The sequence below is a fragment of the Pseudomonas fluorescens group sp. PF-1 genome, assembly GCF_054481335.1.
Window position 1 is genome coordinate 3,631,125 of sequence record NZ_JBTMNG010000002.1, and the last position, 26,351, is coordinate 3,657,475.

Sequence of the window (26,351 nt, forward strand, 5' to 3'; positions counted from 1 at the left end):
GGCATGCCGTCGATGTATCAGAACCTCGCTCTCTTCGCCGCCTTCCTCCTGCTCTACAGCCTGTTTGCCGGGGGTATCGAGACGCGCCTGCTCAATGGTCCCCTGATGTTCATGCTCGTCGGCCTGATTCTTGGCCCGGCGTTCCTGGGCGTTTTGGCGCCCCGGATCGACAAGGACGGCCTGAAGATCCTCGCCGAGCTGACATTGGCGATCGTTTTGTTCAGCGATGCGGCCAATGCCGACCTGAAGATTCTCAAAGCCCACGAAGGATTGCCCATGCGCTTGCTGATGATCGGGCTGCCCCTGACGATCCTCAGTGGTTGGCTGGTCGGTCGCTGGCTGTTTCCGCAGATACCGTCGGTGGAACTGGCAGTCATGGCGACCCTGCTGGCCCCCACTGACGCGGCCCTGGGCAAGGCGGTGGTGAGCAATCCCAAGGTTCCCGGCGCCGTGCGTGAAGGGTTGAACGTCGAGAGTGGGCTGAATGATGGCATCTGCGTGCCGGTACTGTTGATGTTCCTGGCGTTGCTGGTCGAAGAGCAGACCCGATCCCCCCTGTCACTGGCCGCAGAGCTGTTCGTTGAGGAACTGGGGATCGGTGCCGTCGTCGGGCTGGCCCTGACGTTCATCGCCTGGCTGATGTTTCGCTACGCTTCAAAGCAGGATTGGCAATCCCCCATATGGTCACAACTGACGCTGCCCGGACTCGCCCTCTTGTGCTTTGCCACAGCGCAAACGCTTGGTGGCAGCGGGTTTATCGCCGCGTTCGTCGGCGGGTTACTGGCGAGCAGTCTGTTTTCCGAGCAAAAGCATCGCCTGCTCGAGTCCAGCGAAGAATTCGCCACGCCGCTATCGGTCATTACCTGGATCGTGTTCGGCGCGCTGGTCATCCCTCGAGTCTGGGGCAATCTCACCCCGGCCATCTGGCTCTATGCGGTGCTGAGCCTGACGGTGATTCGCGTGCTGCCGGTACTGATCAGCCTGGCAGGCACGGCCTTCGATTACGAAACGCGATTGTTCATCGGTTGGTTCGGCCCACGCGGACTGGCCACCATCGTCTTTGCCATCATGATCCTGGATTACCCGCTGGAGGCCATACGCACGATAGGCGCCATCGCAGTCTGCACGGTTCTACTCAGCGTGGTACTGCACGGCTTGAGCGCCAATCCATGGGTCTCGCGGCTGGCCCGTCGCAAGCATTGATTGACTTGTACAACTTTGCCCCTAGGCTTCAGGCTTATCTGTACAGAATTTCTGACGTGTACAACATTGCCTGGAACCTGCCATGTCCGCCCGCCCGCCCTCTTTCGCCAAGACGTTCGCAACGCTTAACCCAGTCTCGACTATGCGCCGCATGTCGCCGCCGAGCGCCTGATGTCGAGCCGGGCATGGCTGATCGGCAACGCGCTATGGATGCAGGCCGGCTGGTGGGGCTGTGTGCTGGGCGCCAGACACCCCTGGCTGCTGATGCTGGTCGCGGCCGGCCTGGTGATCCATGTCGCGATCTGTCCACGGCCGGGCAAGGAAGCCACTGCGCTCCTGCGCGTGGGGGTGGCCGGTTGGCTGATGGATGCCGGCCTGGGCGCGCTGGGAGTTTTCGAATTTGACCAGCCGCCTCTGCCTCTGTGGCTGGCACTGCTCTGGCTGGTGCTGGCGAGCGGGCTTCGCCACAGCCTGGCCTGGGCCCGGAAGCCGATGTGGTACGGCGTGCTGCTCGGCCTGATCGGTGGACCGCTGGCGTACATCGCCGGGGCGCCACTGGCCGGGGTCGGTTTGCCTTGGGGTACCCTTGGCACCGCCCTGGTGCTGGGGCCGCTGTGGGCAGCAGCTTTGCCCCTGGCCCTGCGACTGGCCGCACCGCGTTGACAAAATCAAGCCAGCCGCTATGGCTGGCGGCGGAAGAACAGACTCACCTGCCCCAATTCGACGCCCAACTTGCTCATGCTCGAACGATTGATCAGGGTGTCGTCGTCCATCAGGTACATCCAGTCGTCGAAATCCACTTCCCAATGCTTGTCATCCACCGGCAGGTCAAGGCGATAGCGCCAGCGCAGCGCGTTGCCGGCGACCTCGCCCCGGGCTTCGCCAATCACATCGCTCGCCCGGCCACGCCAGCGCATGGGGCCATCCGGTTCCAGGGTCCAGACCCGCTGCTGGCGCGTACCGTCGCTGTAGACAAACCGCTCATCGAGGATCAGGCGCTGCCCCTCTCTATGGCTTTCGATCTGGACGTGGAAGCGCTTGAGCACTTCGCCCGAGCGATTCTGGTAAAGCCCCCAGGCTTGCACCGGTCGGGAAAAGAACGCCGCCAGATCCAGAGTCGGGCGCTCCCGGGCGTAGTGTTCCACGCCGACATTGCCGCAGCTGGCCAGCAACAGGCTGCCCATCAGTAACAGTATTCGCCACATGTCTATCTCCTGTTCAGCAGGCTGGTATTCAGAACGCTCCTATGCAGCAGGACCGCCCTGCCCCAGCAGGCGTTGGCGCAACTGTGGATCTCGCGCCCGCGGGTCGAGCCAGATGTCGAAAAACGCACGGGCGAATCGGGCATCAGGCACTTGCCGGTGAAGCCGGTCGTCGACGTAAAACGTGCAGCCTTTGCCGGGCAGGTAGACCCCGGTAATGCGCATGCCGGGCTGAACATCAACGAAGGCCTCACGCATTTCAGCGGACCATCGTTGCAGGGTGGCATCGTCCAGGTTCGCCCCGCCCAGGCGACGCATTTCATCCAGGCTGGCCTCGACCAGGGTGTCCCTTGACAGTGCACGGCGATACGTCAATTCGAGCGCAAAGGGCTGACTCCACGCCGGCGGCGCCTCGGAGCTCCACAAGCGCGCGGTGTACAGGCTCATGCCAAACCAGGTGAAATCGCCCCGGCCGACCAGACGTGCCTCGGGGACGGATGGGCGCCAGTCCGCCGAGGCCGGCACCGAGAGAATCAGCAACAGCAGACAAGCCTTCGACAGGCGATGTTTGAAAATACGTCTTGCGTCAGCCACGTTCATCAGCGCCTCCTGCTTGCAGTTAAATATTGTACAAGAGTAGCTGTTTGTATAGCTTTATGCCGAACAGCGGCAAAAATTTGTACAACATTTGCGGTGAACGCCTCTCCTATGCAGGTGAGTTTTGACTTTCCGCGATAGACCTGGAGGTTTTCCATGGCGACACGCGCCAGGCAGTTTCGTCTGGCTCAGTTCGGGTCCAGCAAGCCGCCGCTCCAGTTCCGCGATACCCGGCGCCCGGTAAACTTGGCCACGCCCATGCCCTGGGCAATCAAGCGATCACGAAAGCGGGTGACCAGGCGCCCGGTTTGCTCGGCATACAACACCACTTCCGACGACGGATCACCCGGCCGGCGCAGAATCCGTGCAAAGCGCTGTCCCTCTTCGACGATATCGCCCAGCTCCTTTTCAAAGATCAACACCCCCGGCTGCGGCGCAATGATGGTTTCCATGTGGCCCATTTCCACCGCTTCGACAGGCCAGTCAGGGGGTGTGCGTGCCTCATCGATCACCCCGTAACCGCACAGCCACGTATACAGGCCCTCGGCATCCTGCTCGGCGAATCGATCGTTGACATCGCCCTGCCCTCGCAACTCCAGGGTCGCGGCCATGCGCTGGTCGGTCCTGCCTTCGCTCAGCCACGGGGCAATGATGGTTTCTTCGAACGAACCGTCGCCGCCCTCATCCCAGATGATCGCGACGTCCATTTTCATCGCCGCCGCCAACGCGCGACCACGGGGCCAGAAACGGCGATGAACGTAGAGGTAGGGCAACGCTTCGTCGTCGGTGTGCAGGTCGAGCATCACGTCGGCGGGCGCCGCCAGCTGCACCAGTTTTTTCTGCCATTGCTGGACGTTGCTCATCGACCGTTCCATCGCCGCCGACTGGTCGAAACCCCGGTTGAAGTTATGCCCGGTGGCGTCGTGGTAACGCCCCAGAATCCGCCCCTGGCGAAACTGCCCGATGCCCAGCGGATTGGCCTGCGGCACCACGGTCACGCTGCCCTTGAGCTGCCCCCCGGCCTCGGCGACTCGCAGGCGCTGCATCAACAGATGCAGGACCAGCATCCCGGCGATTTCATCGGCATGCACACCCGCCTGCAAATGCACCTTCGGCCCGTGGCCATCGCCCTCGAAACGCCAGGCACCGACCTGCACCGGTTCGCCGTTGTTATTGTGAACGTTGAACGAAATATCCTGAACCATGCACTAGCCCTCCCCTGATGAGCGTTAACAATCGAGGTATTGCCGCTGTCGAAGCTGGAGATTGAACACACGTTCAACTAAGCTCGCCAGCGTGGAACCACTGCCAAGGAATCCCCTGTGACCACCACCGTCCCGAAAAACCGCCGCGCCGAGCCTGACGAGCGTCGCGAATTGCTGGTCGCCGCCACCCTGCGCTGCCTGGGCCGCGACGGTCATGCCGGGATTTCCGTGCGGCGCATCGCCACCGAGGCCGGGGTTTCCGTCGGTTTGCTCAATCATCATTTCGGCAGCATCGATGCGCTGATTGCCGACACCTATCAGAAACTGGCGAGCGAACTCACCACGGCACTGCTCCAGGAAATCGAGCAGGCCGGCACACCCGCGCAAAAAATGGATGCGTTTCTCGTTGGCTCGTTTTCACCCAGGGTCATGGACCCGAAACTGTTGGGCGTCTGGGTGGTGTTCTGGAGCCTGATCCGCCATTCCGAACACGTCAGCCAGTCCCACGTCAAAACCTACGGCGCGTACCTTGATCTGCTTTGCCAATTGCTCGACGGCATGGCCGCCAGTGAAGGCTTCAGGATTGACGACACGCGCCTGGCCGCCATCGGCCTATCGGCGATGCTCGACGGACTCTGGCTCGAGTGGTGCCTCAACCCCGAGACCTTCAGCGCCGCCAACGGCCTCCATATCTGTCGTTGCTGGATAAAGGGGTTGCGTCACGGAGCATTCAGCACCGACGACGTCCTGTGACGGATGCCGGCCGAAGATCATCGCCAGGGTGCCGCTCACGGCGATCAACCCGGCACCGATCATCAACGACAGATCCATCAGCGTGCCCCAGACCAGGCTCGACAGTGCAAACGCCCAGATCAGCCCGGTGTATTCAAACGGCGCCAGCAAGGTCGCCGTGGCGCGGCGGAAACTGGCGAATAGCAGGAACTGCCCGATACCACCCACCAGCCCTGCCCCAACCATCCCCAGCCAGGCCGTTGTCGGCGCCGGGGTGTAGGTCCATGGCAGCGCCACGACCATGCACAATACGAACACCACGTTGGTGATCAGCATCTGCTCCAGCACGGAAGTCTGGTCATCCACCTGGCGCAACTGGATATAGGTGAAGGCCCAGCACACCGCTGCCAGCAGCGTCAGCACAACCGGCAGTGGTTCATTCATGTTGTCCGGGCGGCAGGCGATGACCACGCCGACAAAACCGACGATCAGGCTGAACCACTGCCAACCGCTGGCACGCTCCTTGAGAATCACCGCTGCCAGCACCGTGACCATGATTGGCGCCGAAAAATACAGGGTGGTCATTTCCGCCAGGGTCAGGTCACGGGCCGCCGTGTAGTACAGCAGCCAGGCCACGATCGACAGCAGGCCGCGCACCACCAGCAAGCGCCGGCTCGGTGAGTACCAGGCCCGCTGGATCAGGCGCGTGCGTCCCGCGGCCAACACCACGGCGACCACCACCAGGGCACGCCAGAACAGAATGGTCACCACGGAGTAGTCAGCCACCAGCCACTTGATGGCCGCATCCTGCAACGTCAGGAACGCGTAGCCCAAGGTGCACAGGCCAATGCCCTGCAGCGAACGATCAACCCGTGGCGAACTCATCAGGCTGACCTGCGCACGGGCGTGCCGCGCCGCTCGGCAAAGGCAAACAGCGCCTCGATCAGGAACGTCAGGCAGACATACACGCCGGCCACCAGCAACAGCGGCTCATAGACTTGCAGGGTCTGCGCCCGAACCACGTTGGCCGCGCCCAGCAAGTCGATCACCGCAATGGTCGAGGCCAGCGCCGTGGACTTGAGCAGCATCACGGTTTCCCCGGCCAGGGTCGGCAACAGCAGGCGCAACGCCCGTGGCAAGCGCACCCGCAACAAGGACTGACGCGGGGTCATGCCAAACGCCGAGGCCGCTTCCATCTCCCCCTTGGGCACCGCCAGCAAGCCACCACGAATGACTTCACCGACGTAGGCGCCCACTGACACCACCAGGGCGAACACGATGTACCAGTAACCATCGCGCAGGTAGGGCCAGAGAAAACTGCCACGGATCAGCGGGAACTGCGCAAACAGACTGCCGAGGCCGTAATAGAAGATGTAGATCTGGATCAACAGCGGCGTGCCGCGCGTGACGCTGGTATAGAACAGGCTGACCTTGGCGATCACCCTGTTTTTCGAGATCCGGGCCAGCGCCACCAACACGGCCAGCGCGTAACCGAACACGCTGGAAACCAGCAGGATGGTAATGGTTGTTTGCAGCCCCCGGCCCAACAGCGCCGCGTATTCAACTGTCCACGCTGGAATCATGTCATTCACTCCGCCAATGGCATCCAGCGACGAATGCGTCGCTCGAGCCGTCCCGACAGGTAGTTGGACACCAGCGTCACCGCGTAATACAAGGCGGCGGCCGTCAGGTAGAACAACAGATAGTGACGCGTCGAACCCGCGCCTTGTTTGGCGGTGTAGAGCAACTCGTTGGTGCCGACCACACTGATCAGCGCACTGTCCTTGATCAGGTTGATCCACAGGTTGGCCATCCCGGCCATCGCATACGGCGCCATGATCGGCAGCGTGACGCGGCGGAACAGCCCGAAGCCGTGCAGACCGAAAGCCTTCGCCGATTCGATCTGACCGTAGGGAATCGCCTGGATGGCCGCCCGGAAAATCTCCGAGGCGTAAGCGCCCTGCACCAGCCCCAGCACCAGGATCGCCGCCAGTGGACCGCTCAGGTTTACCGCGTCGCAACCGAGGCTGGCCATCAGCGAATTGAGCAACATGGACCCGACGTAGTACAGGAGCAGAATCAGCAACAACTCCGGCACCGCCCGGAACAGCGTGGTATAGACCCGCGCCACGGCCGCAATCGGCTTGGGCGCGCCCAACTTGAGGCAGGCCACGACCAGGCCGATCGCCAGTCCGACCACAAAAGCCCCCGCCGAAATCTGCAGGGTCATCCAGAGTCCCTTGAGCAGCGCCCCGCCCCATCCTTGTTCGGTGAAATTGATCAAATCGAACATTGCTGGCATTTCACTCTCCAATCATGACCGTGACAGCACCGCCGGCCCCTGTGGGAGCGAGCTTGCTCGCGATGAGGGCATAACAGTCAACATCTTGGGTGACTGAACCACCGCTATCGCGAGCAAGCTCGCTCCCACAGGGATTGCATTTGCCACAGGTACTGCGTTTGGCTTTGCGTCAGAACGTCGGTTTCACGCTGGTACCGAAGTAGCTTTGGGAGAGGTCGTCATAGTCCTTGCTTGCCAGCAGGGCCTTGATCGCCGTATCGAGTTTGGCCTTCAGTTCGGTGTCGTCCTTGCGCAGGCCGGCGCCTACACCCTTGCCGAAGATCGGGTCGTAAGGCACCGCGCCGAGGTAGGCCAGGTTGCTGGCAATGGCATCCGGGGTCTTGACGAAAGACGCCATTGCCGTGCCGTCGGCCATCATCAAGTCGATACGCCCGGCGATCAGGTCGGCGTTGGCCGAGTCCTGGGTGTCGTAGTACTTAACGTCGGCGATTTTTTCGTAGTAGGTCTTCAGGTAGCTGGCGCTGACGGTCGAGTTCTGTACGCCGATGGTCTTGCCCTTGAGGTCATCCGGGTATTGGGTCACGGCAGTGCCCTTCGGCCCGACCAGTGCGACAACCGAGTCGTAATAGGCCTTGCTGAAGGCGATCTGTTTTTCCCGCTCCTCGGTCACCGACATTGAAGAGAAAATCACGTCGATCTTCTTCGCCAGCAACGACGGAATGATCCCGTCCCACGCCACTTCCTTGATCTCGCATTGCGCTTTCATTTCGCTGCACAGCTTGTGGATCAGGTCGACTTCAAAGCCCTTCCACTCACCGTTGGCCTGTTTCTCGGTGTACGGCGGATAGGGTTCGGCGGCGACCGCGAACCTGATGGGCTGCGCTTGGGCCGCACTCATGCCCGCGAGCAATACGCAGGCCGCGCCGGTCAACCAGTGTGCAAAACGTCGATTTCCCATGATGTTTTCCCGTCTTTTTATGTGTTAGCGAGTTTGATGAGCGTTGACGAATTGTCGGCAGCGCTCGCTGCGTGGGTGTACGAACACTTCGTCCGGCGAACCGGTTTCCTCGATCAGCCCTTGATGCAGAAAGGCGACTTTGGAAGAGACATCGCGTGCAAAGGCCATTTCATGAGTCACCAGGATCATGGTCCGGCCTTCTTCGGCGAGAGAGCGGATCACCCGCAGCACTTCCCCGACCAGTTCCGGGTCGAGTGCCGAGGTGGGTTCATCGAACAGCATGACCTTGGGCCGCATGGCCAGGGCCCGGGCGATGGCCACCCGTTGTTGCTGTCCCCCGGAAAGAAACGCCGGGTACTCGTTGCGCTTGGCCGCCAGCCCCACGCGTTCGAGCAAGGCTTCGGCCCGTTCAGTGGCCTCGGCTTTGCTTTCGCGCAGGACCTGGGTCGGCGCTTCGATCAGGTTTTCCAGCACCGTGCGATGGGGCCAGAGGTTGAAGTTCTGGAACACCATGCCCAGGCTTGAGCGGATGCGCACAAGCTGCTTGGCATCGGACACCAACGGTGCGCCAGGCCTCGTGTGGTTCAGGTGAATGCTTTCACCGTCCACCAGAATCCGCCCCTGATCCGGCACTTCGAGCATATTGATGCAGCGCAGCAAGGTGCTTTTTCCCGAGCCGCTGGCCCCGATCAGGGAGATCACCTCGCCCTCGCGGGCCGTCAGGGAGACGCCCTTGAGCACCTCGATATTGCCGAAGCGCTTGTGCAGCTGTTCGACCTGAATCATGGTGCGTCCCGCGACCGGTTCGACCACCGCCGAAGGGGGCTCGTGGCTGATGATCGGCCGGGGCGCTTCACCGTTGAGCACCCGCACAAAATCGCGAATCCGCTGGCAGGCCTCCGCCAGGCGTTCTTCACCGAGGGTGAACGACAGACGCACAAAACCTTGCGCCGGTTCGCCAAAGGCCGCGGCATCCAGTACCGATACCCGCGCCTCGCGCAGCAGGCGCCAGGCGAACTCCAGCGACGTCAGGCCGGTGGCGCGCACATCCAGCAACACGAACATGCCGGCGTCGGGTTTGAGCACGTCAATCCCCGGGCAATCCGATAAACCCGCCACCACCAGATCGCGCCGACGGCGATAAATGTCGCGCATGCCGTGGGTCACTTCGTCGTGGGCCTGCACGGCCTTGAGCGCAGCTTCCATGACGAACCCCGGCAAGCCGTAGAGCATGCTCAACACCAGGGTTTCGGCATGCGCCACCAGTGCGGGATCGGCCACGATCCAGCCGATGCGCCAGCCGGTCATGGCATGGGACTTCGACAGGCTGCCGATCACCACGCACCGCTCGGCCATGCCCGGCAAGGCGGCCAGGCTCAGGTGTTCGCGCTCGAACACCAGGCTCTCATAGACCTCATCCACCACGACCCACAGGTCATGGGCGATGGCCAGGTCGGCGATCGCTTGCAACTCTTCGCGGTTGAGCACCACGCCAGTGGGATTGTTCGGATTGGAAAAGAAAATCGCCCGGGTGCGGGGAGTAATGGCCTTGGCCAGCACTGCCGCGTCGAGGCGGAAATCGTCGCTCGCCGCACAGGGCACCCGCACCAGCGTGGCGCCGGAGGCTTTGAGGGTGGCTTCGTAGGTCACGTACATCGGATCGAGGGCGATCACTTCGTCGCCGGCACTGAGCAGGCACATCGAGGCAACGAACAGAGCATTTTGCGCACCGGCCACGGTAATCACGTTTGACGCTTGCAGCTCACGCTCGAACAGCTTGCCATAGCGTGCGGCGATGGCTTCGCGCAACGCCTGGCGACCGGCGATCTCGGTGTAGTGGGTATCACCTTCGCGCAGCGCCTGGATGGCGGCGTCGGTGATGAAATCAGGGGTGGGGAAATCCGGGTCGCCGACGCTGAGGATGATCACATCCTCGCCGCAACGCCGTGCTTCAAACGCCGCATTGTGAATATCCCAGGCTGCAACACCTTGACCTGAGATCCGCTCAACAAAGGGTGAAAACCGCATGCCAGTGCCTCGTTCGAAATGAAGAAACGCAAGCCCGCAACCAGCCGGGAGAGAAGGTCGAACGAACATAGCCCAAGCTGAACACTCGTTCAACAGAATACTGATCAAGGTTCGCGTTCAGCGTAAACAGGTCGTTTTTGCGACAGTCGCGGCGTTTTTGCGTACAGGCCAATCCGGGCATGCAGAAGGCAGCCGGGCGACTATGCTCCTGTGAAGTTCCCCGGTCGGAAAACTGCCAATGCAATCAAATGCTTCCCTGCTGACGCGACCCGCCCGGCTAATGCTCTGCGGCGTGCTCGCTCTCGGCGGTTGCGTAAGGTTGGGGCCGGACTTTCAGCCGCCGGGCGAGGCCTGGGTCGATCACTGGAACACCCCGGCGATCGAGCACGCCAGCCAACGCGCCCTGCAACCGGACATCCGCCAGTGGTGGCAAGTCTTTGCCGACCCGGTGCTCGACCAGTTGATCGCCGCCGCGGATGCGCACAATTCCAGCCTGAAGATCGCCGGCCTGCGGGTGATGGAAGCTCGCGCGCAATTAGGCATCGCCCAGAGCGGACGCTACCCGCAACTGCAACAGGTTGCCGCCGACAGCGTGTACGTCGACCGCCATCAATCCGGGGGCAACAACCCGGTCGACAGCCAGTTCTGGCAGCACAGCGCCGGGTTCGATATCGGTTGGGAACTGGATTTCTGGGGCCGTTTCAGCCGGGCCATCGAGTCTTCCGACGCCAGCTACTTCGCCGCCGAGGCCAACTATGAAGACGGCCTGGTGCTGCTGCGAGCACAAGTGGCGGACACCTACTTCGTCCTGCGCACCACCGAAGCGCGCCTGCGCGTGGCCAGGGAAAACGCGAAACAGCAGTTACGCAACTACGAGATCACCGAAAAGCTGTTCAAAAGCGGCCAGACCGCCGAGCTCGACCTGCAGGGGGCCAAAACCCAATACCTCGGTACCTTGAGCACCATCCCCGGCCTGGAAGACCAGATATCGCGCACCCGCAATGCCTTGACCGTGTTGATCGGGCAACCACCCGGCGCACTGCCGCTGGTCGTCCAGAGCACCGGGCTGATTCCGTTGGTGGACCGTGCCGTGTTGCAGGACGTGCCGGCCAATCTGCTGTTGCGCCGCCCGGACGTGCGCGCCGCCGAACTGAATGTCGCCGCGCAGTCCGCATTGATTGGGGTGGCCGAAAGCGATTTCTACCCGTCGCTGTCGTTGCTGGGCAGCATTGTCTGGTCGACCGATACCTTGAGCGGTACGTCGCGCAGTTTTGATCTGATCGGCGGACCCAGTCTGCGCTGGAACGTGTTCGACCATGGCCGTATCAGCAACAACGTGCGGGTCCAGGATGCGCGCTTGCAGCAATTGATCGAGGCCTACCGTGACAAAGTGCGCCAGGCGGCTCGCGAAGCGGATGATGCCGCCAACGGCTTGACCCATGCTTTGCAGCGCGAACGCATCCTGCGCGAGGCCGAAGGCGCGGCCAAACGCTCGCTGGACCTGGCCGTCATCCTGTACCGCGAAGGCTATTCGGATTTCCAGCGGGTGCTCGATGCCCAGCGTGCGCTGCTCGAACTGCAGGACAGCTACCTGCTCAGTCGAGGCGATGCGGTGAGTAACGTGATCGCCCTTTACAAGGCCATGGGCGGCGGCTGGTACAGCGCCCAGCCCAGGGTCGACGCGGCCACGCGCCAACAAATGGAACTACGCACGGACTGGGGCGACCTGCTGAACGAGCCCCCGGCCGAGCAGCCCGTCTCCCCCCTTGCCCAACCAGGTAAAAAACCATGAGTGAAGCCGCCTCCACCCCGCCGGCAGCGGAACCCGCCGCCGACCCGACGAAAAAAGGCGTGAAATGGGTCTTGCTGGTGATCGTCGTGAGCCTGGCCTGGTATCTGCTGGCTGACCGCTTCACGCCCTATACGCAACAGGCACGGGTCGGTGCCTTTGTGATTCCGGTGGCGGCGGAAGTCTCCGGCCGGGTGATCCGCGTCAACGTGCGCAACAACCAGGACGTCAAGGCCGGCGACGTGATTTTCGAGATCGACCCGCAGCCCTATCAGATCGCAGTCGACCGGGCCCGGGCGGACCTTGAATCCACCCGTCGTCAGGTCGGCGCCAGCACCGCCGGCATCGCCTCGGCGCAAGCCAACTTGCGCGCGGCGCAGGCCAACGAACTCAAGGCCACGCAGGACAACCAACGGCTGGAAGGCTTGTATCGCCAGGACCCCGGAACCATTTCCGTGCGCCTGTTGGAAGTGTCCCGCGCCAACCGCGAACAGGCCGTCAGCCAGGTCGCCGCCGCCCGCGCCGAAGTCCAGCGCGCCCGCGAGCAGGAAGGCGGCAATGAGGAGTCCAACGCCCTGCTGCGCAGCGCCGCGACCGCCCTGTCGAAGGCTGAACTGGATCTGTCCAACACTCAGGTCCATGCACGCTCAGCCGGTTTGATCACCGACCTGCGTACCGACGTCGGCCAGTTCGCGGCGGCGGGCAACCCGGTGATGACCCTGATTGCGATCCACGATGTCTGGATCAGCGCTGACATGACCGAAAACAACCTCGGCCTGATGCGCCCAGACAGCCCGGTGTTGATCGCACTGGATGCGTTGCCCGGCGAAGTGTTTGCCGGGCGCGTGCGCAGTATCGGTTATGGGGTCAGTGTCGGTCAGCCAACTGCACCCGGCAGCTTGCCCACGGTGCAGAACAGTCGCGACTGGTTGCGTCCGGCCCAGCGTTTTCCGGTGGTCATCGAGTTCTCGCCGGACGCCTTGGCCATGCTCAAGGACAACCGTGCCATTCGCGCCGGCGGCCAGGCCGAGGTCATGGCCTTCCCGTCCGAGGGCAATGTCCTCAACCCTCTGGGCCGGTTATTTCTGTGGCTGATGAGTTGGCTGTCCTATGCCTACTAAACGCCCGCCACGGGTTCAGCGCGCGTTGCGCCTGGCCAGCGGCACCGCATTGTGCCTGGCCGCGAGTTTCGGCCTGGCGTTGCCGATCCCGTTCCTGGCGCCGGTGCTGGGTGCCTTGCTGCTGGTCAGCCTCAATCGTCCGTTGCCATTCAAGGCCGCCCTGGTACTGGCGGTGACCGCGATGCTAACCACCGGCATCGGCCTGCTGTTGATCCCGGTGCTGCGGTATTACGCCTTCAGTGGCGTGCTATTGATCGGTCTTGGCCTGCTCATGGTTTTTCGATATGGCCTGCGCGGCGGCAACAACCTGGTGGTGACCTTTCTGGTGATCGGCCTGACCATGATCCCCTCGGCCGGGGTCGCGGACTTCGGTCTGGCAGCGATGGTCATCAAGGCGCTGATCAGTGGCTTACTGCTGGCGGTGATGATCGGCGCATTCAGCCACTGGCTGTTCCCCGAACCGGATAATGCCCCAGCGCCGCCGCCCGCCGCCACACTACCGGAGGCCGACGTCGACCGAGTCGCGCTACGAGCCACCCTGATCGTGATGCCGACCTTTCTGCTGGCGCTGATCGATCCCGCCAGCTACTTGCCCATCGTCCTCAAAGCCGTCAGCCTCGGCCAGCAGAGCTCCAGCACCAATACCCGCGACGCCGCCCGCGAGCTGATTGGCTCGACCTTGCTCGGCGGGCTGCTGGCGATCCTGTTCTGGAGCGCCCTGAGCTTTTTCGTACACCTTTGGATGTTCTTTCTGTGGATGCTGCTGTTCGCCCTGGTCCTGGCGCGCAAGCTCTATGGCCTGAGCCCGGGCCGGTTGAGTCCGGGCTTCTGGCTCAATACCCTGATCACGCTGATTATCCTGCTGGGGCAGTCGGTGCAGGACAGCCTGTTGGGCAAGGACGTGTACACCGCGTTCGCGATTCGCATGGGGCTGTTTATCGCGGTGACGCTGTATGCGTGTGTGATGGTTCGTTGGCTCGATCAGCGACCGGCCACAAAAATCAGCGCGAATCTGCAGCTGCTCAAGGATTAACCTGATACCCCTTGCCCTGTAGACAGCTTGTATAAGCGGTGGACGTGGTCGAGGCGTTGGTTTTCTCCTGGGCACGCCGCTCCTGACGCTGGCGCGAACCACCGACGACGGCACCTGCGGCGGCCGTCTGTTTGGCGCGATTCTGCCGGTAATCCTGCTTGGTATTGTCATCGACGCGATCATATATCTCGTCATGCTGGTTTCCCCGAACCTGCGCCGCCGTGGCCCCGGCGGCCGCCCCCACCGCTGCGCCCTTGACCCGTCCACCGGAAGGCGTCGAGGTCGTCGATGTACTACTGGCGGCGATGCTGTTGCATTCATTGATGTCGAGTTGGGTCTGTTGCGAATTCTGGCCCTTCATCGGTACGACCGTTTGTGCCCAACCCTGGGCACTGAAAACCGACAATACGACGCACAGGCCGATGGGCGACAATCTGTTCATGATGTCCTCCGGATGGGCGCGAGTGGCCCTCAGAGAGTGTAGATCAGCGCTCCTCGCCCAACTGTTCCAACCCGACAGTTGAATCAAGCAAGGACCCTGCAGGAATCATCTCGCTCGACAAATGGAATGAAAAGACGGGAATAGTTCGGCTTTCGAGCAAGCTCGCTCTTAAAGGTTTTGTTGTGCGGTCTGAGTCGGCCTCCTATCAGTTCTGCTAGTACCCGAATCTTTCCAAGCGCTTGATACTCAGACCCTCCCAGTCCTTGAAAGCCCGGAGCGCCAAATGTCCCAATCCAAACAGCCCTGGCTCATCCGCTATCACTATGATCCGCTGGATCAAATCACCAGCCACACCGTGCCAGATACAGCCGCGCGCCATCGCTTTTATTGCAAAAACCGGCTAACCACCGAAATACAGGGGGCAGTCGGGTACTCCATCGTGCAGCACGACGACTTGCTGCTGGCTCAGCAACTGCACCAACAAGATATTCACGACAGCACCTTACTGGCCACCGACCTGCAACGCTCGGCGCTGCACACCCTCAAGAGAAACGCCCAACCCCAGCCCATCGCATACTCCCCTTATGGATATCGCTCCGCTGAGAGTGCGCTGCTCAGTTTTCTCGGATTCAATGGCGAACGGCCGGATTCGGTGACCGGGCATTATTTATTGGGCAGTTACCGGGCGTTTAATCCCGTATTGATGAGATTTAATAGCCCAGATAGTTTAAGTCCGTTTGGGAAAGGTGGGTTGAATGCGTATGGGTATTGCATGGGCGACCCAATTAATCACTCCGATCGCAACGGCCATTCACCCCTACCGAATTTTCTTTCGAATCTATTTCAACGAGTACGAAATACATTGGGCATACCCAAGAAATTCGACCAGTTCATGGTAAATACTACAATCTCCACTGCCACCACCGAATTTATAAGCGGCCCAACAATAACATTTACTGATGCTATCGAAACCGCTACCACTACCAAATTCACAATCTCTACAGGGCGCGATACAGTTACAAGTCATTGGAAAACCTACTCCGAAGTTAAAGATTTTACCGGTAAGAAAATTTCATCCAGGATGGTATATGGGAAAGATGGATTAATATGGGGAAATTACAATGAGAAAAAACACTTTTCATATAGCGCCACTCCATCCCTGAAAGAATTGGCTTACAAGAGTGTGCCAGGCAAAGAATTGAAAGATCTTGGCATTAAAGCACCTTGGATGAGTGTTAAAAATTTCTACAATGCTCATGCTGAGTATCTAAACGTCATAAAAAATGTACCTTTAGGAGGCAATAGTGGCGCAGCAATAAAACAACTATCAGGCAATGTAAGAAGGGGGGAGATTATGGGGGTTCATCCGGACTATCGACCATTTTTTTGATCAACAGAACTCCTGTGGGTTTAGGGTGTGGCACCACCGCATACCCCACAGGATTTACGTTTTACTCCGTTTCAGCAACGACCGGCCTACTCAACGGATGCAATTGTTCATCAAACTGTTCCAGTCGTGGAAACACCAACGGCTGATCATCACTCAGGTGTTGCAACCGCTGGCTGTAATCAACCAGGAACTGCTGACGCGCTTCATCGCTGATGTACGGCACATGCCACGCCACAAACGGCTCCAGCACATCAAACCCAACGTAAGCCAAGGTCCCGCGCAAGAGCGGCCGCAACATATCTTCCAGCGGACCATGAATCGCGTCCTCACCGAACATGTGTTCGCGCCCGCCCAAGGTCACCGTCACCAGCGCCTTCTTGCCGCTTAAACCACCCTGATCGTAGAAACGTTTGCCGCCGTAGCAGATGCCGGACACCAGCACCCGGTCGATCCAGCCCTTGAGGATGGCCGGGGTAGAGAACCAGAAGATCGGGAAGTTGAGGATCAGCAGGTCGGCCCACAGCAGTTTGTCCAGTTCGGCCTGGATGTCCGCCGCCAGCGACTGGCTTTTAACCCCGAGGCGTTGCTCCAGGGCGTACACCAGATACTCGGGGTTTTCCCGCGAGGAGAAGTCATCGGCGCTGGCCACCGGGTTCCAGTTCATTTTGTACAGGTCGCTGACCTGCACTTCATGGCCCTGGGCTTCCAGGGTCGCGACCGCTTGATCGCGCAAGGCCGCGGTGAAGGATTGTGGCTCTGGATGAGCGTGGACGATCAGTACTTTCATGGTGATTCCTTAGACTTTTTCCAGCGTAGGGTTTGAATTCGGGAGCGCGCGGCTTGCCAGCAAACGGTCGAGCCAGTCGGGGTCCATTTGCGGTTCGGACGAAAACAGCAGTCCGGTGTAATCCTGGTGCGGCGGGGTGAAGATCTTGCTGCGTGAACCGTGGTCGACCACCCTGCCCCGTTGCATCACCAGCACCTCATCGGCAATGGCGCGTACGGTGGCGACGTCGTGGGTGATGAACAGGTAGGCCACGCCCAACTGTTGCTGAATACGATTGAGCAGTTTGAGCACACCTTCGGCCACCAGTTGATCCAGTCCCGAGGTGACTTCATCGCAGATGATCAACTGCGGGTCGGCCGCCAGTGCCCGGGCGATACACACCCGTTGCTTTTGCCCACCTGACAGCTCCCGAGGCTGACGCTCCATGAAGGTGGCCGGGTCGAGTTCAATCATTTCCAGCAATTCGGCCACCCGCGCGCGCAGGGCCTTGCCCTTGAGTCCCAAGTAGAACGTCAGGGGGCGACCGATGATATCGACGATGCGCTGGCGTGGGTTCAGCGCTGTGTCGGGAATCTGATAAATCATCTGGACGCGCCGCAGCTGCTCCTTGCTGCGCTGGCGAAAGTCCGCCGGCAGTGGCTGGCCGTCATACAGCACCTGGCCCGAGGTCGGCGGCAGCAAACCGGTGATCAGTCGTGCCGTGGAGCTTTTGCCGCTGCCGGACTCGCCGATGACCGCCAGGGTCTGGCCACGGTACAGCTTGAGCGAAACCTCATGCAGCACCGGCTGACGACCGTAACTGGCGCAGCTGTTGCGCAGTTCCAGCAACGGTTGCTCCTGCTGCGGGCACGCCTTGGGTTCAGTGCGGAAACTGCGTACCGCCCATAACGACTTGGTGTAGTCCTCCTGCGGATCGCCGAGCATCTTGCGGGTTTCGGCTTCTTCCACCAGTTTGCCGTGGCGCAGCACCATGATGCGGTCGGCCATCTGCGCCACCACCGCCAGGTCGTGGCTGATGTAGATCGCGGCGCTGCCGTAGGTTTTCACTGCATCGCGAATGGCCGCCAGCACTTCGATCTGGGTGGTGACGTCCAGCGCAGTGGTCGGTTCGTCGAAGATGATCAGGTCCGGATGGCACGCCATGGCCATCGCTGTCATCACCCGCTGCAATTGACCGCCGGAAACCTGGTGCGGATAACGCTGGCCGATCTGCTCGGGATCGGGCAGGCGTAGCACCCGATACAACGCCACTGCTTCGGTCATGGCCTGGGCACGGCTCATGCCGCCATTGATCACGGCGGTTTCGACATGCTGATCGATCAGCCGGTGGGCCGGGTTGAACGAAGCGGCCGCGCTCTGCGCGACGTAGGCGATGCGCAAACCCCGCAACTTGCGCAGGGCTTCGGGCTTGGCCTTGAGCAGGTCGATACCGTCGAAATGCACCGAGCCGCCGGTGATTTTGCAGCCGTCTCGGGTATAGCCCATTGCCGACAGACCGAGGGTCGACTTGCCTGCTCCCGACTCGCCGATCAGCCCCAGCACTTCGCCGCGCTGCAGGGTCAGGTCGATACCCTTGATCAGCGGATGCCAGGCGTCTTCGTAGTGACCTTCGATGTGCAGGTTGCGGATTTCCAGCAAAGGTTTGGAGGTCGTCATGTTCAGCATTCCTTGAGGCCGCTGGATTTGTGCAGCATCCAGTCGACGACGAAGTTGACGCTGACCGTGATCAACGCCACGGCCAGGGCGGGCAGCAACGGGCTGATGTCGCCAAAGGTGATCAGTACGGCGTTGTCGCGCACCATGCTGCCCCAGTCGGCGGTGGGCGGTTGAATGCCCAGGCCGAGGAATGACAGTGCACTGATGAACAGGAACACAAAGCAGAAGCGCAGGCCGAACTCGGCAATCAACGGCGCCGCCGCGTTCGGCAACACTTCGCGGGTCACCAGCCACCACAGGCCTTCACCCCGCAGGCGCGCCGCTTCGACGAAGTCCTGGACCACGACGTTCATCGCCACCGCCCGGGACAGACGGAACACCCGGGTCGCATCCAGCAGCGCGATCACCAGCACCAACGAGGTCGCCGTGGTGCCGATCACACTGAGAATCAGCAAGGCAAAAATCAGCTGCGGGATCGCCATCAGGATGTCCACCACCCGTGACAACCCCTGATCGATCGCACCGCCCTTGATCGCCGCGACCAGGCCGCTCAAGCCACCGAGCAGGAACGCCAGTACCGTGGTGAGGAAGGCAATGCCCAGGGTGTTGCGCGCGCCGTAGACCAGGCGGCTGAACATGTCGCGCCCCAGGTTATCGGTGCCCAACAGGAATTGCCCGCCCCACGGCGCGAAGCCCTCGCCCACCACCTGGGTTTCGCCGAAGGGCGCCAGTACCGGAGCAAACAGCGCCACCAGGATGTACACAACGATGACCAGCAATCCGAATTTGGCACTCAGCGGCGCCCGGACCAATTGTTTAAGCAAGCTCATGGTCTACCCCTTTGGATGCATCAAGCGTGGGTTGCTGGCAATCGACAGCACATCCGCGCTGGTATTGAGCAGGATGTAGGTCGCCGCGAAGATCAGGCTGCAGGCCTGCACCACCGGGATATCGCGCTTGGCCACCGAGTCCACCAGCAACTGGCCCAGGCCTGGATAGACGAACACCACTTCGACCACCACCACGCCCACCACCAGGTACGCCAGGTTCAGCGCCACCACGTTGACGATCGGTGCCAGGGCGTTGGGCAAGGCATGGCGAAAGATGATCCGCGACTGGCTGATGCCCTTGAGCCGGGCCATTTCGATGTAGGGGCTGGCCAGCAGGTTGATCAGCGAGGCGCGGGTCATGCGCATCATCTGCGCGATCACCACCAGGCTCAGGGTCGCCACGGGCAGCACCGAACGCTCCAGTATCGTGCCCAGGGACGCATCCGGCGCCAGATTGGAAATACTCGGGAACCAGTTGAGCTTCACCGCGAACACCAGGATCAGGATGTAGGCGACGAAGAACTCGGGAAACGACACCGCACTCAATGCCGAGGTGTTGAGCAAACGGTCGAACCAGCTGTTGCGGTATAACGCCGCGAGCATCCCCAACAGCAGCGCCAACGGCACCGACACCAGGGCCGCCAGCAGCGCCAGGCTGAAGGTGTTGCCCAGCCGTGAGCCCACCAGTTCGGAGATCGGACGCTGGTTGGCCAGCGACACGCCGAGGTCACCCTGCAGCAAATGCCAGATCCATTGCCCGAAGCGGGTCAGCGGCGGCAGGTCCAGTCCCAGTTGCGCACGGAACGCCGCCACGGTTTCCGGGGTGGCGGATTGGCCGAGCATGGCCTGGGCGATATCGCCCGGGAGCATGCCGACCGCGAGAAAAATGATCACTGACACCGCAAACAGCGATAACAGCCCCAATGCCAAACGCTGCGCCAACAGCTTGAAAATACTTCTCATCGTGCAGTTCCTTGAATTGGGCACGCCTTTGAAGACTGCAAATGTCCACTGTGGGAGCTGGCTTGCCAGCGATGGCGGTAGCTCATTCACCATCAATGTTGACTGTGCCGGCGCCATCGCTGGCAAGCCAGCTCCCACAGGGATTTTCATTGCTTCGACTATTGGTTACGCCTGCCACCAGCGCTCGATCACGCGCAGCCCATCCAGCTCGCCATAGGGCGCGGTCTGCCCGCCATGCGCTACGCGGTTGGAGCGCGCCGCCACGGAGCTGGCGAACAGCGGCACGATTGCCCCGCCGTCATCCCGGCACAGCGACTGCATTTCGTTGTACATCTCGCGGCGCAGCGGGTCGTTCATTTCGCCACGGGCGGCGTTGAGCAGTTGATTGAAGCGCGGGTTATCCCAGTGGGTTTCGTTCCATGCCGCGCCCTTGGCGTAACCGATGCTGAACATGCGGTCGGCGGTCAGGCTGCTGTACCAGAACGAGGTGGTGAACGGTTGCTTCATCCACACGTTGGAGAAGAAGCCATCGGCCGGCTCGCGTACCACATCGATATCGATCCCGGCAGCACGGGCCTGCTCTTTGAACAGCACCGAGGCATCGACGGCGCCGGTGTACGCCGCGTCCGAGGCTTGCAGACGCACCTTGAGCGAATCCATGCCAGCCTTTTTCAGGTAGAAACGCGACTTGTCCGGATCGTAGCTGCGTTGTTCCAGCGCGGTGTTGATGAAGCGGCTGCCAGGCTGGATCGGGTGATCGTTGCCCACCAGGCCATAGCCATACAGCACCGAGGACAGCAGGGTTTCACGGTTGATCGCGTGCTTCATCGCCATGCGCACGTCGTTGCTCTGGAACACTGGGCTGTCGGTGAGCATCGGGAAGGTGTAGTGCTGCGCGCCCTTGGTTTCTTCAATGACCAGGTTCGGGTTGCGCTTGAGCAGGGCCACGGTTTTCAGGTCGACCTTGTTGATCACGTCCACTTGCCCGGTCACCAGCGCGTTGATTCGCGCGGCGCCATCGCCGATGGCGATCAGTTCGGCGCTGGCGAAGTGCGCCCGGCCCGCTTTCCAGTAGTCCGGGCTGCGCTCCAGGGTCATGCGCACCCCCGGTTCGAAGTTCTTCAGGCGATAACCACCAGTGCCGATACCGGCCTGCCAGTCCGGTACGCCGTCCTTGCTCGGCATGATCACCAGATGGTAATCGGCGACCACGTAGGTGAAGTCGGCGTTGCCCGCATGCAGCTCGAACACCACGCTGTCGCTGCCGTTAGCACTGACCTTGGCCACGTCGCCCAACACGGTCTTGGCCGCCGAACTGGATTTTTCCCCGAGGTGATGCTGGATCGAGGCGACCACATCGTCGGCGGTCAGGGTCTTGCCGTTGTGGAAGGTCACGCCCTGGCGCAATTTGAAGGTCCAGACCCGGGCATCCGGGGTCGAGGTCCAGCTTTCAGCCAGTTCGGGGATGGCCGAACCGTCGACGGCAATTTCGGTCAGGGTGTTATAGATCGCCGAGAAACCGACAAAGGTGAAGGTATCGACCCAGGAACCGGGGTCTTTCGAGTCGGTGGTGCTGGCGCCGGCCAGTCCCAGACGCAGCACGCCGCCGGGTTTCGGCGTTGCCTCGGCCGCCATGGCGCCCAATGGCAGGCCCATGGAGAACGCGCCGGCCATCGCTGCGCCAGTCGCGCTGTACTTGAGAAAGTCACGGCGAGGAAAGCTGAATTCATGGTTCGCTTGAGTAATCTTGTTTTTGTTATCGCTCATTGCATTGCCCCTGATTGAAAGCTAAGGAAATACCCGTTCAAATCCACCACGCGAAACACCGGGCCATGGCCCGGTGCGAACAACCTTTGAATCGTTAACCGTCACACCTGGATCGCCTTCACTTCGACGAATTCGCCCAGTCCCTCTTCCCCCCACTCCCGTCCGTTGCCGGATTGTTTGTAGCCGCCGAACGGCGCCTGATAGTTGAAGGCCGCGCCATTGAGGAAACATTGGCCCGCCCGCAGTTGCCGCCCCAGTTGCAAAGCCCGCTCGTTGCTGGCGGCCCAGACGCCGCTGGACAGGCCGAACGGCGAGTCATTGGCGATCTGGATCGCCTGCGCTTCATCCGTATAAGGAATCAGGCACAGCACCGGGCCGAAGATTTCTTCCTGGGCTATGCGCATGCGGTTGTCGACGTCGGCGAACAGCGTCGGGCGAACGTAATGGCCGCGCTCGAAGTCCGGCGCCGAATCGCCACCGCAGAGCAACCGCGCGCCTTCGGACTGACCGAGGCGGATGTAATCCTCAACGGTGCGGCGCTGCCCTGCCGAACACATCGGGCCGAGAAAACTCTGCGGGTCGAGCGGGTCGCCCATGCGCAGGCTCAGGGTTTCCTCCAGCGCGATCTCCAGCGCTTGGGCATAACGACTGGCCGGCAGCAACATGCGCGTAAGCGCGGTGCAGGTCTGCCCGGAGTTGATCATCACGTCCTGTACGCCGTAACGCACCGCTGCGGCCAGATCCGCGTCCTCGGCGATCAGCAGCGGCGACTTGCCGCCCAGCTCCAGGCACACCCGCTTCACCGATGGCGCTGCCGCTTGCGCAACGCGCACGCCCGCGCCGGTGGAACCGGTGAACGACACCATGTCGACGTCCGGGTGCCTGGCCAGGGCTTCGCCGACCTTGGAGCCCGGCCCGCTGACCAGGTTGAAGACCCCGGCCGGGAGGCCGATATCCTCGATCATCTGCGCCAGCAGAAACGCGTGCAGCGGCGTTTCCTGGCTCGGCTTGACCACCACCGTGCAACCGGCGGCCAAGGCTGGCGCGAGTTTGCCGATCAACTGGTGCAGGGGGTAATTCCACGGGTTGATGAACGCGCACACACCGACGGCTTCGCGGATCACCAGTGAGTTGCCGACTTCGCGCACTTCATCCATCAAACCGGCGAGTTCGACATACTGCTCAAGGCCAATGATCGGCCCGTCGACCTGCACCGAACGGCACCATTGCACCGGCATACCCAGTTCAGTGGTAATCACGGCGGCCATTTCATCGGCGCGGGCGCGCAATTGCTCGGCCAGCGCCCGGATATAACCGGCACGCACGCTGGACGGCGTTCGCGACCATGGCCCGAAGGCTCGACGGGCAGCGGCCACGGCGTTGTCGACGTCGCGTTCATCACCCAGGGGCACGCGTCCGGCGACTTCTTCGGTGGCCGGGTTGATGACCTCGGCGACGCCCTGCCCCGACGGGGTTTGCCAGCGTCCATCAATAAACAGTGCTTTGTGATCAAGCATGAACCTGAGCCTCCATCAGTTCCTGGGCGCAACGGGCGATGCGCTGGCAGGCATCGCGCAACGGCGCCGCCCCCACCACCAACCCGAGGCGAATGTGTCCGGCAGCGCTCGGGCCAAAGGCTTCGCCTGCCAGCACCGATACGCCGTGGCGATCGAGCAGACGGTCGGCAAATGCCTGGGCGCTGAGGCCGGTTTCGCGGATATCGACCATTACGAACATGCCGCCATCGGGCTTGAGAGCACGCACGCCGGGGCAATCGGCCAGGCTTTCGCACACCAGATCACGGCGCTGACGATAGGCTTCGCGCATGGCCTCCAGTTCCGGCAACTGGCTTTCCAGCGCGACCACTGCGGCGTCCTGGATAAAGTCCGGCGAGCCGTAGAGCATGCACAGCGCCAGGTTTTCCAGGTGCGCGGACAAAGACAGTGGCGCCACCACCCAACCCACGCGCCAACCGGTCATGGCGTGGGATTTCGACAGGCTATTGAGGGTTGCGGTGCGCTCGGCCATGCCCGGCAGACTCGCCGGGCTGACGTGTTCGCCTTCAAACAGCAGCTCGCTGTAGACCTCATCGGAAATCAGCCACAGATCGTGGGCGATGCACAGTTCGGCCAAGGCCTCCCAAGTGCTGCGTGGCAGACTCGCGCCCGACGGGTTGTGCGGGCTGTTCAGCGCCAATGCGCGGGTACGTGGCGTGATGCGGGCGGCGACGTCTTCTGGCAGGACGCGAAAGGCGTTTTCCGAACGCACCGGTACCGGCACGACCTTGGCCCCGCAAGCACCGAACACGGCTTCGTAGGTGACGTACATCGGCTCGGCGACGATCACTTCATCGCCGGGATTGAGCACGCACTGGGCCACGCTGAACAACGCGCACTGAGCCCCGGCCAGCACTGTGACCTGATCCGCCGAGACAGTTTGCCCGCTACGTTGCTGATGACGCCGGGCGATGGCTTCACGCAGGGCACGCTTGCCGCGCACCTCCGCGTAGTGGGTGTTGCCGGACAATAGGCTGTCGATGGCGCCCTGGACGATGGGTTGCGGCGTATCGAAATCGGGGTCGCCGACCGACAGCAGCAAAATGTCCTTGCCTTGCTCCAGCATGGCCAGTGCACGGTAGTGAATGTCCCAGGCGGCGGCGCCGTCACCGGCGATGCGTTGAGTCAGATCGGAAAAGCGCATGGCCCTATTCCCTCCAGTAAAGGTTGAATATCAGCGAACGCAGGCATGCTTGAGTTCGATCAGGGTGACGCCGTTGCGATTAAAGCCGTGGCGCAAGTCGGTTTGCAGTTCCGCAAGGTTCTGCGGCTGCGTCACGGTGCAGCCGAAGGCACGGCCCAGCGCGGCGAAATCCGGGTTGCGCGGCAGCACGCCGATGGGCTCGATATCCAGCCCGATCATGTCGTCACGAATCTGCCCCAGGGCGTCGTTGTTCCACAGCAACACCACCAGCGGACTGTCCAGCTCCTCGACCGCCGTTGCCAGTTCCTGCGCGGTGTAGAGGAAACCGCCATCGCCCACCAGCACCAGGCCCGGTCGTTGCGGTGCACCGAACTTGGCGCCGATACCGGCCGGCAAGCCGTAACCCAGGGTGCCGTAGCCGGTCGGGTGCAACCAGCTGCGGGTAGCCTCGCTGGCGAAGGCGTAGTTGCCGGTGTAGGCCAGTTGGGTCATGTCGGTGCTGATGAAGGCGTTGGCCGGCAGTTCGGCGGCGATGCGCTGCAGGATCGCCTGATGGATCTGCTGCAACGGGCCATGACCGGCGTGGATGGCTTCACGCAGTGCTGCCACTTTGGCAATCGAGGCATTGGCGTCGCGGACATCCGGCGACAGGCGTTCGAGTACGGCGGCCAAGGTTTGCTGTGCGTCACCGTGCAACGCCACGGCGCACGGGTAGAAGTCGTTGAACTTGCGCGGATCGATGTCCACCCGCAGCAGTTCGGCATTGAGAGGCAGGCGTTCGCGCCAGAAATCGGTGTCGGCCATTTCCGTACCGACCGCCAGTACCACGTCGGCTTCGGCGATCAGGTTCCAGCCCGGCTCCACGCACAGCGACGAACCGGCATTGAGTGTTGCATCCGGTGGCAGCAAGCCTTTACCGGCGACGCTGGTGAACAGCGGCGCGGCCAGTCGGGTGCTGATTTCTTGCAGCTCCGAAGCGGCATTCAGCGCGCCGCCGCCGGCGATGATCATTGGACGTTTGGCGCCATGTAGCTTGGCGACCGCTTGATCCAGCGCGGTGGCTGCAGGCGTACCGCGACTCGGGCGACGCACCACGTCGTTGCTCCAGTCACGGGTGACAGGCGCCGACAACACGTCGAGCGGCACCGAGATGTGCACCGGGCGCGGACGTTCGCTGTCGAACACCGCATAGGCACGGGCGATCAATTCCGGCAGGTCTTCGGCGGTCAGGGCCACAGCCGAGAACGCGGTGATTGGCGCGGTCATGGCGCGCTGGTCCTGGCACTCGTGCAGGATGCCCCAGCCCTTGCCGAGGCTGGCCGTGTGGTTGACGCTGGAAATCACCAGCATCGGAATCGAGTCGGCGTAGGCCTGACCGATGCCGGTGGCGGCGTTAGTCACGCCGGGGCCGGTGATGACGAAGCACACACCGGGTTTGCCGCTGACCCGCGCATAACCGTCGGCCATGAAGCTGGCGCCCTGCTCATGACGGGTCAGCACATGCCGAATGCCGCTGCCGGGCAGGCCGCGATACAGCTCCAGGGTATGCACGCCGGGAATGCCGAACACGGTGTCGACGCCGTAGTTGGCCAGCAAGCGCACCAGCGCCTGGCCACCGGTCAAGGTTTTGCTTTGCATGTTCAGTT

Annotated in this window: 23 protein-coding genes and 1 pseudogene; 7 read left to right on the plus strand and 17 right to left on the minus strand. The window is 61.9% G+C overall.

Annotated features, from left to right (window positions below):
* Positions 1-12 precede the first annotated feature (12 nt).
* Together ACX3YD_RS31495 and ACX3YD_RS31500 are read left to right on the plus strand one after the other, a co-directional pair.
* The gene (locus ACX3YD_RS31495; RefSeq protein WP_458962011.1) at positions 13-1,203 is read left to right on the plus strand and encodes a cation:proton antiporter; all 1,191 of its coding nucleotides are present in this window, start codon (positions 13-15) and stop codon (positions 1,201-1,203) included.
* Between the two features lie 171 nt (positions 1,204-1,374).
* Positions 1,375-1,866, plus strand: a complete 492-nt coding sequence (locus ACX3YD_RS31500) for a DUF2878 domain-containing protein (protein WP_458962012.1) — start codon at positions 1,375-1,377, stop codon at positions 1,864-1,866.
* Between the two features lie 17 nt (positions 1,867-1,883).
* Here the strand turns inward: ACX3YD_RS31500 and ACX3YD_RS31505 are convergent, their stop codons facing one another.
* From ACX3YD_RS31505 to ACX3YD_RS31515, 3 genes are all read right to left on the minus strand, one after another.
* Positions 1,884-2,408 carry a DUF3833 domain-containing protein gene (locus tag ACX3YD_RS31505; protein ID WP_103403118.1) on the minus strand — a complete coding sequence of 175 codons (525 nt, stop codon included), beginning with the start codon at positions 2,406-2,408 and terminating at the stop codon, positions 1,884-1,886.
* Positions 2,409-2,447: 39 nt separating this feature from the next.
* The gene (locus ACX3YD_RS31510) at positions 2,448-3,005 is read right to left on the minus strand and encodes a chalcone isomerase family protein (RefSeq protein WP_103403117.1); all 558 of its coding nucleotides are present in this window, start codon (positions 3,003-3,005) and stop codon (positions 2,448-2,450) included.
* Between the two features lie 185 nt (positions 3,006-3,190).
* The gene (locus tag ACX3YD_RS31515; RefSeq protein WP_458962013.1) at positions 3,191-4,207 is read right to left on the minus strand and encodes a M14 family metallopeptidase; all 1,017 of its coding nucleotides are present in this window, start codon (positions 4,205-4,207) and stop codon (positions 3,191-3,193) included.
* A 228-nt stretch (positions 4,208-4,435) separates the two neighbouring features.
* Between ACX3YD_RS31515 and ACX3YD_RS31520 the strand changes: the two are divergent.
* Positions 4,436-4,864: pseudogene (locus ACX3YD_RS31520) on the plus strand (TetR family transcriptional regulator C-terminal domain-containing protein); the annotation flags it as partial.
* On the opposite strand, the gene ACX3YD_RS31525 reads toward ACX3YD_RS31520, so the two are convergent.
* From ACX3YD_RS31525 to ACX3YD_RS31545, 5 genes are all read right to left on the minus strand, one after another.
* Complete coding sequence (locus ACX3YD_RS31525) at positions 4,820-5,824, minus strand: DMT family transporter (protein ID WP_458962014.1); 1,005 nt, start codon at positions 5,822-5,824, stop codon at positions 4,820-4,822. The pseudogene ACX3YD_RS31520 and the gene ACX3YD_RS31525 overlap by 45 nt on opposite strands.
* Positions 5,824-6,522, minus strand: a complete 699-nt coding sequence (locus ACX3YD_RS31530) for an ABC transporter permease subunit (protein ID WP_047538681.1) — start codon at positions 6,520-6,522, stop codon at positions 5,824-5,826. The genes ACX3YD_RS31525 and ACX3YD_RS31530 overlap by 1 nt, the downstream gene beginning before the upstream one ends.
* 5 nt (positions 6,523-6,527) lie before the next feature.
* A complete protein-coding gene (locus ACX3YD_RS31535; RefSeq protein WP_458962015.1) occupies positions 6,528-7,241 on the minus strand; it encodes an ABC transporter permease in 714 nt (237 codons plus the stop codon).
* Positions 7,242-7,410: 169 nt separating this feature from the next.
* A complete protein-coding gene (locus ACX3YD_RS31540) occupies positions 7,411-8,199 on the minus strand; it encodes a transporter substrate-binding domain-containing protein (protein WP_103403111.1) in 789 nt (262 codons plus the stop codon).
* 24 nt (positions 8,200-8,223) lie between these two features.
* On the minus strand, positions 8,224-10,227 hold the full coding sequence (locus tag ACX3YD_RS31545; protein WP_458962016.1) for an aminotransferase class I/II-fold pyridoxal phosphate-dependent enzyme: 2,004 nt from the start codon (positions 10,225-10,227) through the stop codon (positions 8,224-8,226).
* Positions 10,228-10,483: 256 nt separating this feature from the next.
* On the opposite strand from ACX3YD_RS31545, the gene ACX3YD_RS31550 reads away from it, so the two are divergent.
* From ACX3YD_RS31550 to ACX3YD_RS31560, 3 genes are read left to right on the plus strand one after another with little or no spacing between them, the layout of a single operon-like run.
* On the plus strand, positions 10,484-12,019 hold the full coding sequence (locus ACX3YD_RS31550; RefSeq protein WP_458962110.1) for an efflux transporter outer membrane subunit: 1,536 nt from the start codon (positions 10,484-10,486) through the stop codon (positions 12,017-12,019).
* The gene (locus tag ACX3YD_RS31555) at positions 12,016-13,137 is read left to right on the plus strand and encodes an HlyD family secretion protein (protein ID WP_458962017.1); all 1,122 of its coding nucleotides are present in this window, start codon (positions 12,016-12,018) and stop codon (positions 13,135-13,137) included. Before ACX3YD_RS31550 ends, ACX3YD_RS31555 begins: the two co-directional genes overlap by 4 nt.
* Positions 13,127-14,170 carry a DUF2955 domain-containing protein gene (locus ACX3YD_RS31560; protein WP_458962018.1) on the plus strand — a complete coding sequence of 348 codons (1,044 nt, stop codon included), beginning with the start codon at positions 13,127-13,129 and terminating at the stop codon, positions 14,168-14,170. The genes ACX3YD_RS31555 and ACX3YD_RS31560 overlap by 11 nt, the downstream gene beginning before the upstream one ends.
* On the opposite strand, the gene ACX3YD_RS31565 is transcribed toward ACX3YD_RS31560, so the two are convergent.
* Complete coding sequence (locus ACX3YD_RS31565) at positions 14,160-14,612, minus strand: hypothetical protein (protein ID WP_458962019.1); 453 nt, start codon at positions 14,610-14,612, stop codon at positions 14,160-14,162. The two genes, ACX3YD_RS31560 and ACX3YD_RS31565, sit on opposite strands and share 11 nt — an antisense overlap.
* Positions 14,613-14,895: 283 nt before the next feature.
* Between ACX3YD_RS31565 and ACX3YD_RS31570 the strand changes: the two genes are divergently transcribed.
* Entirely contained in the window at positions 14,896-16,002 is a 1,107-nt protein-coding gene (locus ACX3YD_RS31570; protein ID WP_458962020.1) for an RHS repeat-associated core domain-containing protein, read from the plus strand.
* 61 nt (positions 16,003-16,063) lie between these two features.
* Here the strand turns inward: ACX3YD_RS31570 and ACX3YD_RS31575 are convergent, their stop codons facing one another.
* The 8 genes from ACX3YD_RS31575 to ACX3YD_RS31610 all read right to left on the minus strand — a co-directional run bounded on the left by ACX3YD_RS31575 (position 16,064) and on the right by ACX3YD_RS31610 (position 26,343).
* Positions 16,064-16,789 carry an NAD(P)H-dependent oxidoreductase gene (locus ACX3YD_RS31575; RefSeq protein ID WP_458962021.1) on the minus strand — a complete coding sequence of 242 codons (726 nt, stop codon included), beginning with the start codon at positions 16,787-16,789 and terminating at the stop codon, positions 16,064-16,066.
* A gap of 9 nt (positions 16,790-16,798) precedes the next feature.
* A complete protein-coding gene (locus ACX3YD_RS31580) occupies positions 16,799-18,445 on the minus strand; it encodes an ABC transporter ATP-binding protein (RefSeq protein ID WP_458962022.1) in 1,647 nt (548 codons plus the stop codon).
* 2 nt (positions 18,446-18,447) lie between these two features.
* Positions 18,448-19,275 (minus strand): ABC transporter permease, encoded by an 828-nt coding sequence (locus tag ACX3YD_RS31585; protein ID WP_458962023.1) that lies wholly within the window; start codon positions 19,273-19,275, stop codon positions 18,448-18,450.
* Between the two features lie 3 nt (positions 19,276-19,278).
* The gene (locus ACX3YD_RS31590; RefSeq protein WP_458962024.1) at positions 19,279-20,238 is read right to left on the minus strand and encodes an ABC transporter permease; all 960 of its coding nucleotides are present in this window, start codon (positions 20,236-20,238) and stop codon (positions 19,279-19,281) included.
* 165 nt (positions 20,239-20,403) lie between these two features.
* Positions 20,404-22,005: an ABC transporter substrate-binding protein gene (locus ACX3YD_RS31595; protein ID WP_458962025.1), complete on the minus strand. Its 1,602-nt coding sequence runs from the start codon at positions 22,003-22,005 to the stop codon at positions 20,404-20,406.
* Between the two features lie 101 nt (positions 22,006-22,106).
* Positions 22,107-23,522: an aldehyde dehydrogenase family protein gene (locus tag ACX3YD_RS31600; protein WP_458962026.1), complete on the minus strand. Its 1,416-nt coding sequence runs from the start codon at positions 23,520-23,522 to the stop codon at positions 22,107-22,109.
* Entirely contained in the window at positions 23,515-24,705 is a 1,191-nt protein-coding gene (locus ACX3YD_RS31605; RefSeq protein ID WP_458962027.1) for a pyridoxal phosphate-dependent aminotransferase, read from the minus strand. Before ACX3YD_RS31605 ends, ACX3YD_RS31600 begins: the two co-directional genes overlap by 8 nt.
* Positions 24,706-24,735: 30 nt before the next feature.
* On the minus strand, positions 24,736-26,343 hold the full coding sequence (locus ACX3YD_RS31610) for a 5-guanidino-2-oxopentanoate decarboxylase (RefSeq protein ID WP_458962028.1): 1,608 nt from the start codon (positions 26,341-26,343) through the stop codon (positions 24,736-24,738).
* Between the last annotated feature and the right edge of the window lie 8 nt (positions 26,344-26,351).

Excerpts from the sequence above, each read along its gene's own strand:
- ACX3YD_RS31495 (WP_458962011.1), top strand. The coding sequence starts at position 13 with ATGTATCAGAACCTCGCTCTCTTCGCCGCCTTCCTCCTGCTCTACAGC.
- ACX3YD_RS31500 (WP_458962012.1), top strand. The coding sequence starts at position 1,375 with ATGTCGAGCCGGGCATGGCTGATCGGCAACGCGCTATGGATGCAGGCC.
- ACX3YD_RS31505 (WP_103403118.1), bottom strand. The coding sequence starts at position 2,408 with ATGTGGCGAATACTGTTACTGATGGGCAGCCTGTTGCTGGCCAGCTGC.
- ACX3YD_RS31510 (WP_103403117.1), bottom strand. The coding sequence starts at position 3,005 with ATGAACGTGGCTGACGCAAGACGTATTTTCAAACATCGCCTGTCGAAG.
- ACX3YD_RS31515 (WP_458962013.1), bottom strand. The coding sequence starts at position 4,207 with ATGGTTCAGGATATTTCGTTCAACGTTCACAATAACAACGGCGAACCG.
- ACX3YD_RS31525 (WP_458962014.1), bottom strand. The coding sequence starts at position 5,824 with ATGAGTTCGCCACGGGTTGATCGTTCGCTGCAGGGCATTGGCCTGTGC.
- ACX3YD_RS31530 (WP_047538681.1), bottom strand. The coding sequence starts at position 6,522 with ATGATTCCAGCGTGGACAGTTGAATACGCGGCGCTGTTGGGCCGGGGG.
- ACX3YD_RS31535 (WP_458962015.1), bottom strand. The coding sequence starts at position 7,241 with ATGCCAGCAATGTTCGATTTGATCAATTTCACCGAACAAGGATGGGGC.
- ACX3YD_RS31540 (WP_103403111.1), bottom strand. The coding sequence starts at position 8,199 with ATGGGAAATCGACGTTTTGCACACTGGTTGACCGGCGCGGCCTGCGTA.
- ACX3YD_RS31545 (WP_458962016.1), bottom strand. The coding sequence starts at position 10,227 with ATGCGGTTTTCACCCTTTGTTGAGCGGATCTCAGGTCAAGGTGTTGCA.
- ACX3YD_RS31555 (WP_458962017.1), top strand. The coding sequence starts at position 12,016 with ATGAGTGAAGCCGCCTCCACCCCGCCGGCAGCGGAACCCGCCGCCGAC.
- ACX3YD_RS31560 (WP_458962018.1), top strand. The coding sequence starts at position 13,127 with ATGCCTACTAAACGCCCGCCACGGGTTCAGCGCGCGTTGCGCCTGGCC.
- ACX3YD_RS31565 (WP_458962019.1), bottom strand. The coding sequence starts at position 14,612 with ATGAACAGATTGTCGCCCATCGGCCTGTGCGTCGTATTGTCGGTTTTC.
- ACX3YD_RS31570 (WP_458962020.1), top strand. The coding sequence starts at position 14,896 with ATGTCCCAATCCAAACAGCCCTGGCTCATCCGCTATCACTATGATCCG.
- ACX3YD_RS31575 (WP_458962021.1), bottom strand. The coding sequence starts at position 16,789 with ATGAAAGTACTGATCGTCCACGCTCATCCAGAGCCACAATCCTTCACC.
- ACX3YD_RS31580 (WP_458962022.1), bottom strand. The coding sequence starts at position 18,445 with ATGACGACCTCCAAACCTTTGCTGGAAATCCGCAACCTGCACATCGAA.
- ACX3YD_RS31585 (WP_458962023.1), bottom strand. The coding sequence starts at position 19,275 with ATGAGCTTGCTTAAACAATTGGTCCGGGCGCCGCTGAGTGCCAAATTC.
- ACX3YD_RS31590 (WP_458962024.1), bottom strand. The coding sequence starts at position 20,238 with ATGAGAAGTATTTTCAAGCTGTTGGCGCAGCGTTTGGCATTGGGGCTG.
- ACX3YD_RS31595 (WP_458962025.1), bottom strand. The coding sequence starts at position 22,005 with ATGAGCGATAACAAAAACAAGATTACTCAAGCGAACCATGAATTCAGC.
- ACX3YD_RS31600 (WP_458962026.1), bottom strand. The coding sequence starts at position 23,522 with ATGCTTGATCACAAAGCACTGTTTATTGATGGACGCTGGCAAACCCCG.
- ACX3YD_RS31605 (WP_458962027.1), bottom strand. The coding sequence starts at position 24,705 with ATGCGCTTTTCCGATCTGACTCAACGCATCGCCGGTGACGGCGCCGCC.
- ACX3YD_RS31610 (WP_458962028.1), bottom strand. The coding sequence starts at position 26,343 with ATGCAAAGCAAAACCTTGACCGGTGGCCAGGCGCTGGTGCGCTTGCTG.